At 55.6% G+C, this 14,224-nt stretch carries 12 protein-coding genes and 2 pseudogenes; 6 read left to right on the top strand and 8 right to left on the bottom strand.

Going from position 1 to position 14,224, the window contains the following annotated elements; translation table 11 throughout:
• The 4 genes and pseudogenes from V8352_RS19895 to V8352_RS19880 all read left to right on the top strand — a co-directional run.
• A pseudogene (locus V8352_RS19895) lies at positions 1 to 95 on the top strand (IS5/IS1182 family transposase); the annotation flags it as partial.
• Positions 96 to 504: 409 nt separating this feature from the next.
• Entirely contained in the window at positions 505 to 1,176 is a 672-nt protein-coding gene (locus V8352_RS19890; protein WP_336426025.1) for a response regulator transcription factor, read from the top strand.
• 305 nt (positions 1,177 to 1,481) lie between these two features.
• The gene (locus V8352_RS19885; RefSeq protein WP_336426024.1) at positions 1,482 to 2,276 is read left to right on the top strand and encodes an alpha/beta fold hydrolase; all 795 of its coding nucleotides are present in this window, start codon (positions 1,482 to 1,484) and stop codon (positions 2,274 to 2,276) included.
• Position 2,277: 1 nt separating this feature from the next.
• Entirely contained in the window at positions 2,278 to 3,837 is a 1,560-nt protein-coding gene (locus V8352_RS19880) for a PAS domain-containing sensor histidine kinase (RefSeq protein WP_336426023.1), read from the top strand.
• A gap of 26 nt (positions 3,838 to 3,863) precedes the next feature.
• Here V8352_RS19880 and V8352_RS19875 read toward each other — a convergent pair whose 3' ends face one another.
• Complete coding sequence (locus V8352_RS19875) at positions 3,864 to 4,766, bottom strand: ATP-binding protein (RefSeq protein ID WP_336426022.1); 903 nt, start codon at positions 4,764 to 4,766, stop codon at positions 3,864 to 3,866.
• Entirely contained in the window at positions 4,763 to 6,988 is a 2,226-nt protein-coding gene (locus V8352_RS19870; RefSeq protein ID WP_336426021.1) for a PAS domain S-box protein, read from the bottom strand. Before V8352_RS19870 ends, V8352_RS19875 begins: the two co-directional genes overlap by 4 nt.
• A gap of 467 nt (positions 6,989 to 7,455) precedes the next feature.
• On the opposite strand from V8352_RS19870, the gene V8352_RS19865 reads away from it, so the two are divergent.
• A complete protein-coding gene (locus tag V8352_RS19865) occupies positions 7,456 to 8,514 on the top strand; it encodes a Hint domain-containing protein (RefSeq protein ID WP_336426020.1) in 1,059 nt (352 codons plus the stop codon).
• A gap of 285 nt (positions 8,515 to 8,799) precedes the next feature.
• On the opposite strand, the gene V8352_RS19860 is transcribed toward V8352_RS19865, so the two are convergent.
• From V8352_RS19860 to V8352_RS19850, 3 genes are all read right to left on the bottom strand, one after another.
• A complete protein-coding gene (locus V8352_RS19860) occupies positions 8,800 to 9,090 on the bottom strand; it encodes a CcdB family protein (protein ID WP_336426019.1) in 291 nt (96 codons plus the stop codon).
• Positions 9,078 to 9,332 (bottom strand): type II toxin-antitoxin system CcdA family antitoxin, encoded by a 255-nt coding sequence (locus tag V8352_RS19855; RefSeq protein WP_336426018.1) that lies wholly within the window; start codon positions 9,330 to 9,332, stop codon positions 9,078 to 9,080. The genes V8352_RS19860 and V8352_RS19855 overlap by 13 nt, the downstream gene beginning before the upstream one ends.
• 305 nt (positions 9,333 to 9,637) lie before the next feature.
• Entirely contained in the window at positions 9,638 to 10,618 is a 981-nt protein-coding gene (locus tag V8352_RS19850) for a GGDEF domain-containing protein (RefSeq protein WP_336426017.1), read from the bottom strand.
• A gap of 153 nt (positions 10,619 to 10,771) precedes the next feature.
• Between V8352_RS19850 and V8352_RS22050 the strand changes: the two are divergent.
• Positions 10,772 to 10,956 (top strand): annotated as a pseudogene (locus V8352_RS22050) (IS481 family transposase); the annotation flags it as partial.
• A gap of 43 nt (positions 10,957 to 10,999) precedes the next feature.
• Here the strand turns inward: V8352_RS22050 and V8352_RS19840 are convergent.
• The 3 genes from V8352_RS19840 to V8352_RS19830 form a co-directional block, all read right to left on the bottom strand.
• Positions 11,000 to 12,238: a sensor domain-containing phosphodiesterase gene (locus tag V8352_RS19840; RefSeq protein ID WP_336426016.1), complete on the bottom strand. Its 1,239-nt coding sequence runs from the start codon at positions 12,236 to 12,238 to the stop codon at positions 11,000 to 11,002.
• A gap of 47 nt (positions 12,239 to 12,285) precedes the next feature.
• On the bottom strand, positions 12,286 to 12,903 hold the full coding sequence (locus tag V8352_RS19835) for an urea carboxylase-associated family protein (RefSeq protein ID WP_336426015.1): 618 nt from the start codon (positions 12,901 to 12,903) through the stop codon (positions 12,286 to 12,288).
• Between the two features lie 269 nt (positions 12,904 to 13,172).
• The gene (locus tag V8352_RS19830) at positions 13,173 to 13,949 is read right to left on the bottom strand and encodes an SDR family NAD(P)-dependent oxidoreductase (protein WP_336426014.1); all 777 of its coding nucleotides are present in this window, start codon (positions 13,947 to 13,949) and stop codon (positions 13,173 to 13,175) included.
• Positions 13,950 to 14,224 lie beyond the last annotated feature (275 nt).

Genomic DNA, 14,224 nt, shown 5'->3' with positions numbered 1-14,224 from the left:
AGGACTGGCGACGCGTCGCAACTCGATACGACAGGTGCCCGAAGGTGTTTCTGTCAGCCATCGCACTCGCCGCCACCGTGATCTATTGGCTGTGAGTCCTGACCCTAGGTGGGTATGATCGACCAACATCTTCGGGCTCGATGGTCTCCGGGTACCAGGATCGCATACTTGCAAGATCTTCCCTTGGCGAGCTTTTGGTGTCTTTTTTCTTGTTCAGGTGTTTGCCAGTCACGTTGCAGCCTCTTCTCAGTGTACTGGACCTGTATCTGCTGTGACTATGGCTGAACATGGGCGAATCGAAGGAAGTCACTTGGCATGCCCTCTATAGAACGCGAGAGAATGGTTAGTGTCCGGGCCAATCTGTGATCACAGACCTCACCGGCAGCGTGCCACTTATCTACCCATTGAATGCCAAGCAGAAGTCTTGATTTTGACGGTTTGGGACGTAAGATTGCGATAGAACAACATAATCTTGCGCTACAATGAGGTCCGTTAAATTATTCAATGTCGTCACGGTTCAAATTATCAGAGCTGGTCCCGATCATCATTATAGATGATGACGACTTTTTTCAGGTTGCTATAGAAAAAGTGCTTCGGAGCCAGTTCGACGTTCAGACGATTGTCGTCTGCGCCGCGGCCGAAGAGGCTATTGCGCAGCTTACCAGTGGGACCCGTTTTGGTCTCGCGCTGGTCGATCTGAACATGCCAGGGATCGACAACAAACAGCTGCTCGATACCTTGAAGGCGGCACAGCCAGATATCCGCCTTGTAGTGTTATCAGCATCCCGGGCTCAAGAGGACATCCTCATGGCGCTTTCGGCAGGGGCGCAGGGCTTCATCAACAAGGGATTGGGCATTGGCGAGATGGAAGCAGCGCTTCAGCAGATTACAGAGGGCGTCGTTTATGTTCCTCCGTTCCCACCGCAATCAGATGAGCCCAACGTTGCACCCAAAACCAAACTCGCCTTGGTTCCACTTTCCACACTGACACCCCGCCAGTTGGATGTGTTGCGTCTTATCGTTGTGGGGCAGCCGAACAAGGGCATCGCGAAGGCGCTTAATATCAGTCACAGTACGGTAAGGTTCCATATTTCCTGTATTTTCCAAATTCTGGGGGTTTCAAATCGAGTCGAGGTAGCAACACTCGGCGCCCAGATGCTCAAAGAGAATAACTGAAACCACCGCATCCCCGATGCTCTCCTAAAAGTCGTCACAATCAACAGCCTGGCAACTGTATCTATTGTCGGATCGGCTACCAAGACGAGGACGAGATTGCGGATCTACAACGACCTGACTATGTGGCAAGAGATGTAGACAAGTCGCTAGTCATTAGGCTTCACGTATTGCCCCACACTTTGCGCGCGATTACGTACTAGAGTCACGAGTGACGCTTCCACCGGATCAGCTTTGCGAGCGGGGGCCGATGCAATTTGGAACGCCGTCATCCAGAGCCATGAGCCATCCACACACCGGAGTAGTCCATGTCGGTCATTGCGAGAAACAACGTTCAGATACTGGGAAATTCCGGACCGCTGATGGTGTTCGCGCATGGTTTCGGCTGTGATCAGAATATGTGGCGGTTCGTAACGCCAAGCTTCACGGATGACTTCCGGGTGGTGCTTTTCGACCTTGTCGGGGCCGGAAGGTCAGATCTGAGTGCATGGTCGCCAGAGCGATATAGCAGCCTTGATGGCTACGCCGACGATGTGCTGGAGATCCTCAGAGAGCTTGATCTAGGCAAGGCGATCTTCGTCGGACACTCTGTCAGCGCGATGATCGGTGTGCTGGCGGCGCGCGCTGCGCCAGAATTGTTCAGCCACCTTGTTCTTGTCGGCCCTTCGCCGAAATACATCAACGAGGGCGATTATGTCGGTGGCTTCAGCGCGACCGAAATCGAAGAGCTGCTTGAGTTTCTGGACAGCAATCACATGGGATGGTCTGCGGCCATGGCGCCGATGATCATGGGCACCCCGGATCGACCAGAGCTGGGCGAGGAGTTGACTAACAGCTTTTGCAGGACCGATCCGGAAATCGCCCGGCACTTCGCCCGCACGACCTTTACCGCAGACAACCGATCCGATCTCGCCCACGTCGCGATCCCGACACTGATCCTGCAATGCCGGGAAGACATTATCGCGCCGCAAGCAGTGGGCAAATACGTGCTCGACGCCATTCCAGACAGCCAACTCGTCACCCTCGATGCGACTGGCCATTGCCCGAACCTCAGTGCGCCCGAGGCTACATCGACAGCCATCCGTGATTTCCTTCCCGCCTAACATGGATCCCAAGCGCACCAACGATACAGGCCCCTCGCAAATCGATCTTGGGGAACTCGAGGATCTCTACGAGCATGCACCCTGCGGATACCTGTCTCTTGATCCGGGCGGCTGCATCGTCCGGGTGAACGCAACATTCCGGGCATGGATCGGACACGACGCCGATGAACTGTTAGGGCGGCGCTTTCAGAGTCTTCTGAACATTGCTGGCAAGATCTACTACGAGACGCACTTTGCGCCGCTCTTGCGCTTGCAGGGGTCGTTCTACGAGGTAGCGCTCGATCTGGTTGCGAAGAATGGCGATCGCATTCCCGTTCTGGTCAATGCTGTGGAACGGCGCGACGATGACGGCAATGCGATCTCAATCCGCATCACGGTATTCAATGCGACCGACCGGAGGCGCTATGAAAGTGAGTTGCTGGCCACGCGCAATGCCCTGTCTCAGGCCAATCAGGAGCTTCACAACCTGAACGAAGAGTTGAGAGCAACCAACCAACGCCTTGATCAGAAAAATGACGAGCTGCATGCGTTCTACGATTCGCTCCCCGTCGGCATCTTTCGCGCAGATCCATCCGGACAGATTGTCGAAGCAAGCCGGCGGTTTTGCGCTCTACTAGGCGTCGATGCTGCAGAAGACTGGCTATCGGCGCTGTCACGCGAGGATCGCACCACAATCAGCTCGCAATGGCAGCGGGTGATCCGCACGGGTGACCCCTTTGCAGCCCGGTTCCATGTTGGGCGAGAGGATGCGCCGAAGCGGCACATCCAGATGAAAGCAATACCGATCACCAATTCTGTCGACCTCACGTCTGCAATAGTGGGCGTCGCCGAGGATGTGACGGAAGAAACGCGCGCCGAAGCCCAGAAACGACAAATCGACCGCGACGCAATTGTCCGTCAGTTGACGGGTGGGTTCGCACATAACTTGAACGGCATCCTGACAGTGATCACGGGTAATTTGGAGCTTCTTGAAGATAACCTCGCCGATCGACCGCAGCTTCACCCGACCCTTAATAGCACTTTTGTTGTTACCGAACGGGCCGCAAAACTCGTCAATCGCCTGCTGCTGTATTCAGGTTACGCCCTTGCGCGGTGGGATAACCTCGAAATCGATCCACATTTGCAGGCCATCGCGCGGGACCAGGCCAGCCGCCTTGCCGCGCCCTACCTTTTGACGGTCGATCTCCGTGCCGCTGGTGTCGTCGTGGAACTGGGATCCGACATGTTGAAAGAGACGATCGAGGAGTTGATCGCGAACGCGGCCGCAGCGATGCCTGAGGGTGGTGAAATTCACCTTTCGACGCGGCTGGTTGTGGCTGACGACCCGCAGGACCCGCTCGAGATCGTCATCGCGGTCAGCGATCAGGGAACTGGCATGGATGACGCCACGCTGGACAAGGCCCGAGAGCCATTCTTCACGCAGCGTGAAATCGGCAAGGGCATAGGGCTGGGGCTCAGTTTTGTCGATGGTCTGGCCCGTATCGCATTCGGGGATCTGAAGCTACGCAGTGAAGTCGGCAAAGGAACGACCGTCGAACTGCATCTGCCGGTGCCCGATTGATGATTTTGCCAGTGTAGTTGCTACCGTCAGGACTCCAAAACCTGCCGAACCTTCGCGGCGAGTTCGGACCGACGATAGGGCTTGCCGAGAAAGTTGACGTCCTTATCAAGCCGCCCATGATGAAAGATCGCGTTTTCCGAATAGCCCGAGGTGTAAAGAACCTTCAAGCCGGGGTGGATCAATTGCGCCGCCTCGGCGATCTGGCGACCATTCATTCCGCCGGGCAAAACGACATCGGTCAAGAGCAGGTCAATATCCGAACGCGCGCGCAGGATATCAAGCGCCGGTGTCCCTGCCGAGGCAGCGAGAACCTCGTAACCCAGCCCGGTCAATTGAGCTGTCAACTGCTGCAAGATCAGAGCATCGTCCTCAACGACCAGAATGGTCTCCTGCCCGCGTTGCAAGGATATGTCGTCTAAGGTGACGCTATGTGCTGCATGGTCGCCGAAATATCGAGGGAAATACAATTTGACTGTCGTGCCATCGTTCTGTTCGGAGTAAATCCGGACATGGCCACCAGTCTGCTTGACGAAGCCATAGACCATGCTCAGGCCCAGTCCGGTTCCGGTATCCACGCTTTTGGTGGTAAAGAACGGCTCGAAAACATGGGCCATGTGATCTTTCGAAATGCCGTGTCCCGTGTCGCTGACCACGATGGCGACGTATTGCCCCGCGTTGAGTTCTGGCTCCGTCGAGACATAATCCTCGTCGAGCGCCACATTCGCGGTTTCTATCGTCAATGACCCGCCGTCAGACATCGCGTCGCGGGAATTGATGGTCAGGTTCAGAAGCGCGGCTTCGACTTGGGCAAGGTCGATCTCTGTTGACCACAATCCGTCCGCGAGGACGATCTCGATGTCGATGCTCTCACCCAACGTGCGGCGCAGCATATCCTCCATGCCGGTAATCACGGCATTGATATCGATCACCTGAGGCTGAAGCGCCTGCTTGCGCGAAAACGCAAGAAGCCGATTGGTAAGATCGGCACCACGATCTNCTCCATGCCGGTAATCACGGCATTGATATCGATCACCTGAGGCTGAAGCGCCTGCTTGCGCGAAAACGCAAGAAGCCGATTGGTAAGATCGGCACCACGATCTGCCGCCATGGCGGTGATGTCGGCATAATACCGCAACGGATCACCCTCATCGAGATTGCTTTGAATCAGCTCTGTATTGCCAATGATGATTGTCAGCAGATTGTTGAAATCATGGGCGACGCCGCCAGTCAGTTGCCCTACCGCTTCCAGTTTCTGTGATTGCCGCAGCCGCTCCTCCATTTGCAGCTGGTCCGAAATATCGGACATGCTGCCCAGAACCCGGACGGCACGCCCTTCGTCATCGCGGATCGCAAAAGCACGATCCTCTACATCAACCCAACTTCCGTCGGCCCGGCGGAAACGATAACGGTCGTGAACTGCGTCGATTTCTCCCTCCAGAAGTTTATCTGTTGATTCATTGATCCTCTTTTCATCGTCGGGATGCAGATTCTCCCGCCAGACGGCCAGAAACGTGTCTTCGGGATCGGGATGATGTCCGAATTGCCGCGCCATCCCGCCGCTCCACCAAAAGCCACCTTCCGCGATATTCCAATCCCAAACCGTGTTCCCCGAAGCTTCCGCAATCAGGCGAAACCGCGTTTCGGAGAGGCGCAATGCCTCCTCGGCGCGGCGCCGATCGGTGACATCGCGCTGGACCGCAACGAAATGCGTTGCCGCCCCCGCGTCGTTCGACAAGGGCACAATATCGAGCTCTAGCCAGTATTCCCGACCGGCCTTTGTGTAGTTGATCAGTTCTGCCCGCACCGGTGACTTGGTCTGGATAGCGTGCCTGATCCGATCCAGCTCGGGCCGCTGTGTTTTAGGGCCTTGTAAGATCCTGGGTGTCTGACCGATCGCTTCTTCACGCGAATAACCGGTGATGCGTTCGAAGGCATCGTTTACGTAGGTGATCGTGGCGTTTCCCGATTCATCGCGTTTTGCGCCGTCTACGATGATGACGATATCATTGATCTGCGCGACGGCAGCTTCCAACAGCCGCAACCTTTCGGTCTGGCGCAGCTCTTCGGTGATGTCTGAGAAATAGACGGCCAAGCCGTTCGGTATGGGATGGGCGCTGATGCGGAATGTGCGGTCAAACCGGGCGTAGTAATATTCAAACCTTACCGTTTCTCCGGTGTCGAAGGCGCGCGCATATTCAATCTCGACAGCGCTGCCCGCAAGTTCGGGGAATGCGTCAACAACCCGGCAGCCGATTAACGCACTCCGTTTGCGCCTCATAAATTCTTCGGCCTTGTTATTGATATAGGTATACCGCCAGTCCTGATCGAGTGTGAAAAAGGCGTCGCCGATGTTCTCCAGCGTCTCGGCCAGACGCTGGCCCAGCTCTTTGGCATTTCGTTGGGCCGCCATCAACTCCGTGATATCCTGAAACGAGCCTCGAACAGCAATAATTTGGCCAGTCTCATCACGGTCCGGCTCCCCGGTCGTACGCACCCAGAGCCTGCGCCCTTTGGCAGTTATGAGCTGGAGCGTCTCATCAAACGGATGACCATGATCGACGCAATTCATAAATAGGGTCGCTATATGATCCCGGTGCTCTGGGGCGTAATAAGCGATGCCATCTGCAAGCTGTGGTGAAAATCCATCTGGTTCATCGTGGATCCGGGCCGTTTCGGTGGACCACTCTAAGCGTTCGGTAGCCGCATCATATTGCCAGGCACCAAACTTTGCCGAGGTTCCCGCGATTTCGAGCATCCGTTTCGCCTGAGCAAGCGCGCTTTCGGATTCGACATGTTCGGTGATATCCCGCGCGGCGATCAATTCCGCGCGACGCCCATCATGATCGATGGTGTGGCCGGTGATGTCGACGTAAATGATCTCACCAGATTTCAATTGGTGTCGCCAAATCCCCGCCTCGTCGCGCCCGTTCGCGACTGCCGCGACATTTGCATGCAGGGCCGGCCGATCTTCTTCCGGACGAATATCGGCGATCGTCATCGCGAGGAATTCCTCGCGCGAATATCCGTATTTGGCGATAGCGGCGTTGTTCACAGCCAGAAAGCGGAGCGTGTCCAAGTCGTAGACCCACATCGGGTCAGGGTGGGATAGAAAAAAATTGTCAGTGATTGTATTCAACCTTTTGACCCACACTCAACAAAACCTTCAAGGCGGCAAGCCCAACGCAGATAAATGTCGCCAACCCAAGGCTATAAAACAGACACTTGACTTCAATTGGAAGCTTGACCGCCCTTGAATAGGCATTCAACCAACATCCCTCACTCAACCAGCTTGCAGCTTAACATCATGATCGCCTGATTTTGTCAGTAGATCAAGGTTGCTCTCCAAGCTTCGTTTGCGGCCACCGGAACGCTCGAATACGGGCAAATCCGGCTATGAAGCGGCATAAGAACCAGCTTGATTTTGTGCGCTCCACCGGTGCCCGATATCTCCTGCTTCTGCGGGATCATTTGCCTTGCAAATAAGAGCTTTACTGGGACGAACCCGTTACCAAAGCTCAGACCCAGAGGCTTTCGACGCGGAACGAACACGTTTCCGCCTCACTCTCGAACTTTACCCTTGGGACGATGCTCTCTCAAACATCCTAACAAGAGATCAAAATGATGGAGACAACATTTTGGGCCCGTGGTGATAATGCATCAGCCAACAACCCCGCCTTGAACCCAACAGGTGATCCGGCTCTTGAAATCAGCTTTGTTCCCTCTGAGAACAATGGAGATATCCTGCTTGATTACAACATGGGCGAGGTTGACCCTGATACGTTGGTGACAATCGGTGGGGCCAGCTATCAATTCAGCTTCCAGCTCAGTGCAGACCTGCCTGCGCAGAACCGCAATGGTGCGAACCAAGTGCCCGATCAGTACGAAGGCTCAACCGTGTTCCTGATTGACGTTCAGGATTATCCATCCGCTGGAGAGAACGCGCGCCTATTTTTCTTACCCGATGGAAACGCTACGCAAGCCGAGATGGATTCCTTTGGCAACGGCGCGATCGCCCTACAGAACATCGATACGACAACCACCGGGATAATATGCTTCGGTCGAGGGACCCTCATAGCTACGCCGTATGGAGATCGAGCGGTAGAAAGCTTGAAGATCGGAGATGAAGTCGAGACATACGACAATGGGCCGATGCCGATCCTTTGGATCTCACATTCGAGGCGTGTCTGGCCCGGAAGCCCTGATTGTGAAAAACCCGTTCAGATAAAGGCAGGGGTTCTCGGACATGGCTTGCCCCTTCGTGATCTGGTTGTTTCGCCTCAGCACAGGATGCTTTTAAATGGTGCTTTGTTGGAGGGCGAAGATGTCTTTGTTCCCGCCAAGGGACTAACCGGCTTACCCGGAATACGCATCATGTCAGGCAAGCGCGATGTCACATATTACCATGTATTGCTCCAAAGCCACGAAATTCTGACGGGTGAAGGAGCACTGTCCGAGAGCTTTTACCCAGGCAAACAAGCGCGACGCATGCTATCGCTCTCGCAAAGAATTGCGCTGGCTAGGCTCGTCCCAACATCGTCGAACCAAGATCCAGACACAGCCTATGGACCGCTTGCGCGCCGTTCGCTGTCCGTTAAGGAAACAAAAGAGCTTGCGTGTAAAATTCTGGAGAGAGGACTTACTTTCCCGCCAAAATGGGATCACTTGATTGCTGCTTAAATACGCACAATCGCAAGAAAGACGCGCTCCAACCCCGAGGCCGCTCTCTTCGACTTGTAAGCGGTGCTGGATGTGGAGAACTGCTCTCATGGAGGCTCTGCTGACGGCGCGGGTGATCTCGCACAGGTAAAGCCGGTCTTGGCCGGCATGGCGCCGACTGACCTTTTACGATCAGCGCCGAGAGTGTCCGGACACTGGACAAACGGCGCAAGCAATTCCAGCTGCGGCCCAATGCTTGGGCTGTTGCTGACCAACCACTACGGAACTGTAGCCCATAGCTTTGGGCTATACGCCCGACATCAGGACATCTACCGCCCGGGTGATCAGATCGCCTTGGTCCGCAACACTCCCAGTGCGGTTCAAACTCGACCGTCGCACAGCCGCAATCAGTCGTGTCGCAAGGATCAAGTGCCTGCCGTTGTGCTGGATCTCAGGATTCAGGTGCTGCACCGCAGGGTAGCCAGAGAGAAGCGGAATGACGACTACGGAAGCATCCGGCGGAAGAAGATCGCTTTCGACAACGACCATGGAGATACCGTTGTACTCCGCAACATCAAAGCGGGTCAGGGGATCCATGAAGATCCACCGGGAGCTGCAATGATGTCGGCCAGCGGATGCCCATGGCGTTCGTGCCAATCCGATTGAGCTGCAAATGCGCTTGCGTTCTCAGCAAGCCATTTCTTGCGTCGAGACTCGGCAACGGCATCAATGAGTGCCGTCTCAGCCACTGCGGAGACGTTGATCCCTAGTTCCTTTGCAGCCTCAAGTGCCTCGATATCAAGCGTCAGGGAGGTCTTGCGCTTAGTCGAAGTCGCCATATGATCATGCTCCAGCTTTATACCGTATAATTATACCGCATTCTAATATGGCACAAGCTCCATGAAGTAGGGCCTCCGAAGCGAGCAACACGATTTGCGGACATGACTAGAGATCATAATCTGATATCGATACTCTGCGCCGTCTCCTCTTGGGAGGGATCCTGCCGCTAACCGCGCAGCTGGAAGCATCAATGGCTTGTACAGAAAGCGACGAGAGGAGGTGCCACGAGTTCTTGGCTGACCAATGGGGCCCGGATCAGCTCAGCGAGAGCTGTGTTACACGTGGCGAAACATGGATTGAATTGCTACGTAACGACCCGATTTCGACCTTGCCGCTTTGCTTGGTAAAGTGTGCGGTCCGCCATGCTCGTAATAACGTCGGCGCTGGTCTGCTTTTCGGTGAACTCAACCAAACCAAGACTCACCGTCACCCGCAGGTCGTCGTTATCGTCGAACCGGGTTTCGGCAACCTGTTTTCGAGTGCGCTCTGCCCAAATCTGCGCGCTTTCGAGGTCGGTGTCCGGCAATAATACCGCAAATTCCTCTCCGCCAACACGCGCGAGTAGATCGTTCTGGCGGCATTGGCTCGCCACAATGCCAGCAAATTCCCGCAAAACAATGTCACCAACTGGGTGGCCAAATGTGTCGTTCACCCGCTTGAAGTGATCTATATCGAGGAAAGCGACGACAGCCTTTCCCGGACGCCGTTTCAGCCGCGCCATTTCACGCTCCAGTTCGGATGCAAAGCTACGTCGATTCAAAACGCCAGTCAGGAAATCGAGTTTGGCCTGGCTGCGCAGTTCCAACTGATTCACGACGAGCTCGGCACATTTGATTATCATCTCGGACTCGCGCGCCGTGAAGCGCCGTGGTCTACTGTCAAAAGCGCAGATTGTACCAAGGTTATATCCGTCCGCCGTTGTCAGTGGTGCGCCGATGTAGGAGCGCAGGAAAAGCGACCCTGTCACCAGTGGATTGTTCTTAACGCGCGCGTCCTGATGCGTGTCCTCGATAATGAGTGGCTCGTAGCTGCGGATCGCAATATTGCAAAACGCAATCTCTCTTGGGCTTTCCGTCAAGTCGAGCCCTTGGCAGGCCTTGAATGTCTGCTTGTCCACGCCGACGAGGCTTATTGTGACCATCTCCATCTCAAGGGCGATTTGAAGCAGCTTAGTGATATGATCGAAGCTGGCTTCGGAACTTGAGGTCGCGGCATCGAGGCGAATAAGGGCCTCAATTCGTCCTGCTTCGTCATCAAGTTCATCTCGTGGATTCAGTCCCAGCATATCAGAGTTCCCGTTCAGTTAATAACTTATGTGGCACATCCCGCAGCGTTCATTATTTGTGCTGTCTAAGATAGTCCAGATCTCGTTCGGGTATTGGCGACTGCCTTTCAGGGCTTCGTCCAGTGCAAGCACGCTTATTTGCGCAAGTCGGATTTTTATATCGACCTCGTCGAGGTGCAGACCGTCGAGGTCAAGCTCTATCTTTCGTTGGCATTAACCGCACAAGCAAGTCCGCGGTAACCCAACTCGTCGAGAAAGCCGACAGGCGCACCGCCTGGGAGTTCCTGCAGCACATGCTCGACGCCGTGCCCTACCAGGTCCACATGACAGCGGGCGATGCGAGCCAAGAGAATCATAGCGGGCTCACGAGGGTCCGCCACGTCAGCTACCGCTCCCATCGCCGAACCTGGGCAGTTGGCACGGTGCCAGCGCAGCAGTCAGGTCACCGGGGCGACCGAAATACCACCCTTGCCCACAATGCATTCCAAGGGTCTGCAATGTGCTGCATTCCTCCGCAGTTTCGATGCCCTCCGCGACGATCCTTGCACCCGTCTCAGCAGCGAAATGCACCATCGCAGCACCAAGCGACCGGCGAGCCGGATCGGCGTGGATGCCGGTGACGAGTGAACGGTCGAGCTTGAGAATATCTGGGGAAATTCGCAGAATTTGCTGTAGACCCGAGTATCCCGCACCGGCGTCATCAATGGCAATATTCATGCCGCGGTCACGCCAGATCAAGAGCTCGTCGAGGAACGGTTGCTCCACATCGATCTGGTCGTGCTCGGTAATTTCGAGCACAAGCCGATTCAAGGGCTTGCCTTCCAGCACCTCGCCCAAACGGCCAGAGGCGATGGTGTCCGGCCCAGCATTGAGCGAAAGATAGATGTGTTCGGGTAGGTCCGTCAGGCCCATCAGTGCCAATTCGATCGCGGCAAGTTCAAGATAGACACCCATACCCACGGATGCCGCGTCGGCGAACCACAGATCGGGCGTGCGGTAAGGCTCAGTATTGAAGCGGCTCAGGGCCTCGAATCCCTGAACCATGCCGGTGGAAAGATCGACGATGGGTTGATACGCGATGCTGAGCGCGTGCGTCTCTATCACAGCTCGGATCGCGGCGACCTTTGCTGCATGCGTATCGCGCTCGATCAGCGCGCCGTTGACCTGTTCGGCCGCCAGATCGGCGAAAGCTCGCATCACGCTCAGATCACGCGGTGTCAGCGTCGGGTTCGCTCGAGGACTCAGGCAACAGAACATGCCATAGGGACTACCATCGGGGCGCCGGATAGGCACACTGACGTGGCTGCCGATTGGAGCCTCGAAAGTGATCGGCATTTCCATGCAAAGAGGTTCGGCACTGGTGTCCGCAATCAGTTCGGGAAGGCGTCCGTCGAGGATATGCTGACAGTAGACGTCGTTCAGATCACGGCTATCGTCCACTGCAAGGAGATGATCCAGCCCTGGTGCGTCAACAGCGCGGTACACGCTTCGCCCATCGACAAACTCGGACAGATAAGCAATGTCCATGCCCAGATGCTCCCGGACTGTCGATAATGCCGTGGCGATGATCTCCTCCGGCCGCCGACCAACAGTTTCCGGTATCAATATAGCCTTTGGCATAGTGCTTGCCCTTCCTCTGTCAGGTGCGAATAAGCTTCATGTGACTGTCACTCCTTCCTGAGAAGAATGCGATAATGCGCCTCGGTTGGATGGCATGCCGCGCCATTAATCGGCAGAATATCCTGCGGGCAGGCCGACATGGCAACGATGCAATCCATCTGCGCGCGCAACACAACATAATCACCTGGTTTGGAAAGAGGCTCGCCCCAACTGGTGTTGCCGTCGGCGGCCACTGGAATGTTCATCCACAAGTTCAGTGGGCTGGGGCATTCCATCAGAGCCACACCAATGCGACGCATGGCGGCATGGAGGTTATCGGTGCAGTTGTCGTGATACTCTTCGCACCCCAACAGCCCATATCTGTAGTCGTCGCAGGCAGCGATCAATGTATCATGCTGACCGGGTGATGTGTCCTCTTCCAGAACCATGATCGGGCGGCGACGGTTTGTAATCAAAGGGTCGCCCTGACTGGGCCACAGCTTTCCCAGTGTGGCGCGCATGTGTTCGTTCGACAGATGCTCTGTCGGATCCTCTGCGTTGAAAGCCCATGTATCGACAACCTGTGCGCCATGCGTGTTGATGATCTGGATGGCCTCGCCCGCACTGAGACGAACCGCCCGCCCCTTGCGCGCGGGTATGGTGAACAGTTCTGGCTTTTTAGGCATGGACGAAACTCCGATCATCTGGTGTTTCGATCCAATCAGGTTCACCCTACCAAAGCAAGCTGACGGACCACCTCACTGCACAGTGCAGATCTCACCGACCCTCATCACACGTTTTGGAGGCAAGGGAACCATGCAAAAACTTACTTGACCGAGGTTGTTCACGCCCCCGCACCCTCTGAAAAGCCTGAAGCGAAACTACGGAAAGACAGATCGCCTTGTGACACGGGCAGGTATGAAGGGGTGTAGCGCTGGTTGCAGATCGGTCTCGCTTACCAATGGGCGCCGGCATTGACCGAGATATCTTCCATGGTCAGCGCCGGGGCGGCATCAGAGCACAAAAATGCCACGAGAGCTGCGACTTCCTGTGGCTGGACCAAACGGTTTTGTGGGTTTACTGCTGCCAGTGCGGCTATCTCGGCGTCATAGCTTCGTCCGCTCTTATTTGCCATGATCGCAGCGCTCTGGCGGAGCATATCAGTCTCGACCCATGTTGGGCTAACAGTAACGCATGAGACGCCACATGGCGCACCTTCAAGAGCTACGGCACGGCTGAGGCCAAGCAGACCTGCCTTGGACGCGCAGTAAGCCGGATGATCCGCGACAGCAGTGCGTGCAGCCGTTGAGGCAAGGTTGACGATCCGGCCCCACCCGCGCGCCTTCATGCCGGGCAGGCAAGCCCGGATTGTCAAGAATGGCCCCGTGAGGTTGGTTTCAAGCACATCTTGCCACGATGACAGACTATGCCCGCTTACCGTCTCATGCGCAGTGACCCCCGCGGAGTTGACCAGAATATCAACCTCGCCGATATCTTGGGTGACGGCCTCAAAGAAGGCTGTGACAGATGCCTCATCACGCACATCCAGAGGATAGATACTGGCATCCGCCCCGAGGTTCTGCTCAACGGCGGAGCGCGCCTTAGCGCCACCGCCACTGCGCGTGCCGATCACAACCCTCAGGCCCGCCGCCAGCAATGCCTGTGAGATGGCCAATCCGATCCCGGCCAGACCACCGGTAACGACGGCTACTCTCTGCTTTGCTTCAACCATTTGAACTTGATCCTGTGTCGCGCATCATTTCGTCTTTTCCCCAGAGTTCGGGATACAAGGCAGAGCCTGATCTCGATCTCTCCAGTAATGTGAGCACTTTGTCACGTTTTGCGATCTAAAGTTTGCCAAGGGTGACCTTCTGCAGGTTAAGACATGGTTAGTATGAGCTAGGCTCTGGACCCATTGATTTCATTCTAGCGGCGTGATTCACCGTCCGAAAATGGAGCGGTGATATGTCTGATCTTTTCTGGCTGACAGATGCGCAAATGGCGCGT

The organism is Roseovarius sp. D0-M9, from assembly GCF_037083805.1.
Taxonomy (GTDB): Bacteria; Pseudomonadota; Alphaproteobacteria; order Rhodobacterales; family Rhodobacteraceae; genus Roseovarius.
The sequence above is the reverse complement of the archived record's forward strand: the minus strand, read 5'-3'. Positions and strand labels throughout refer to the sequence as shown.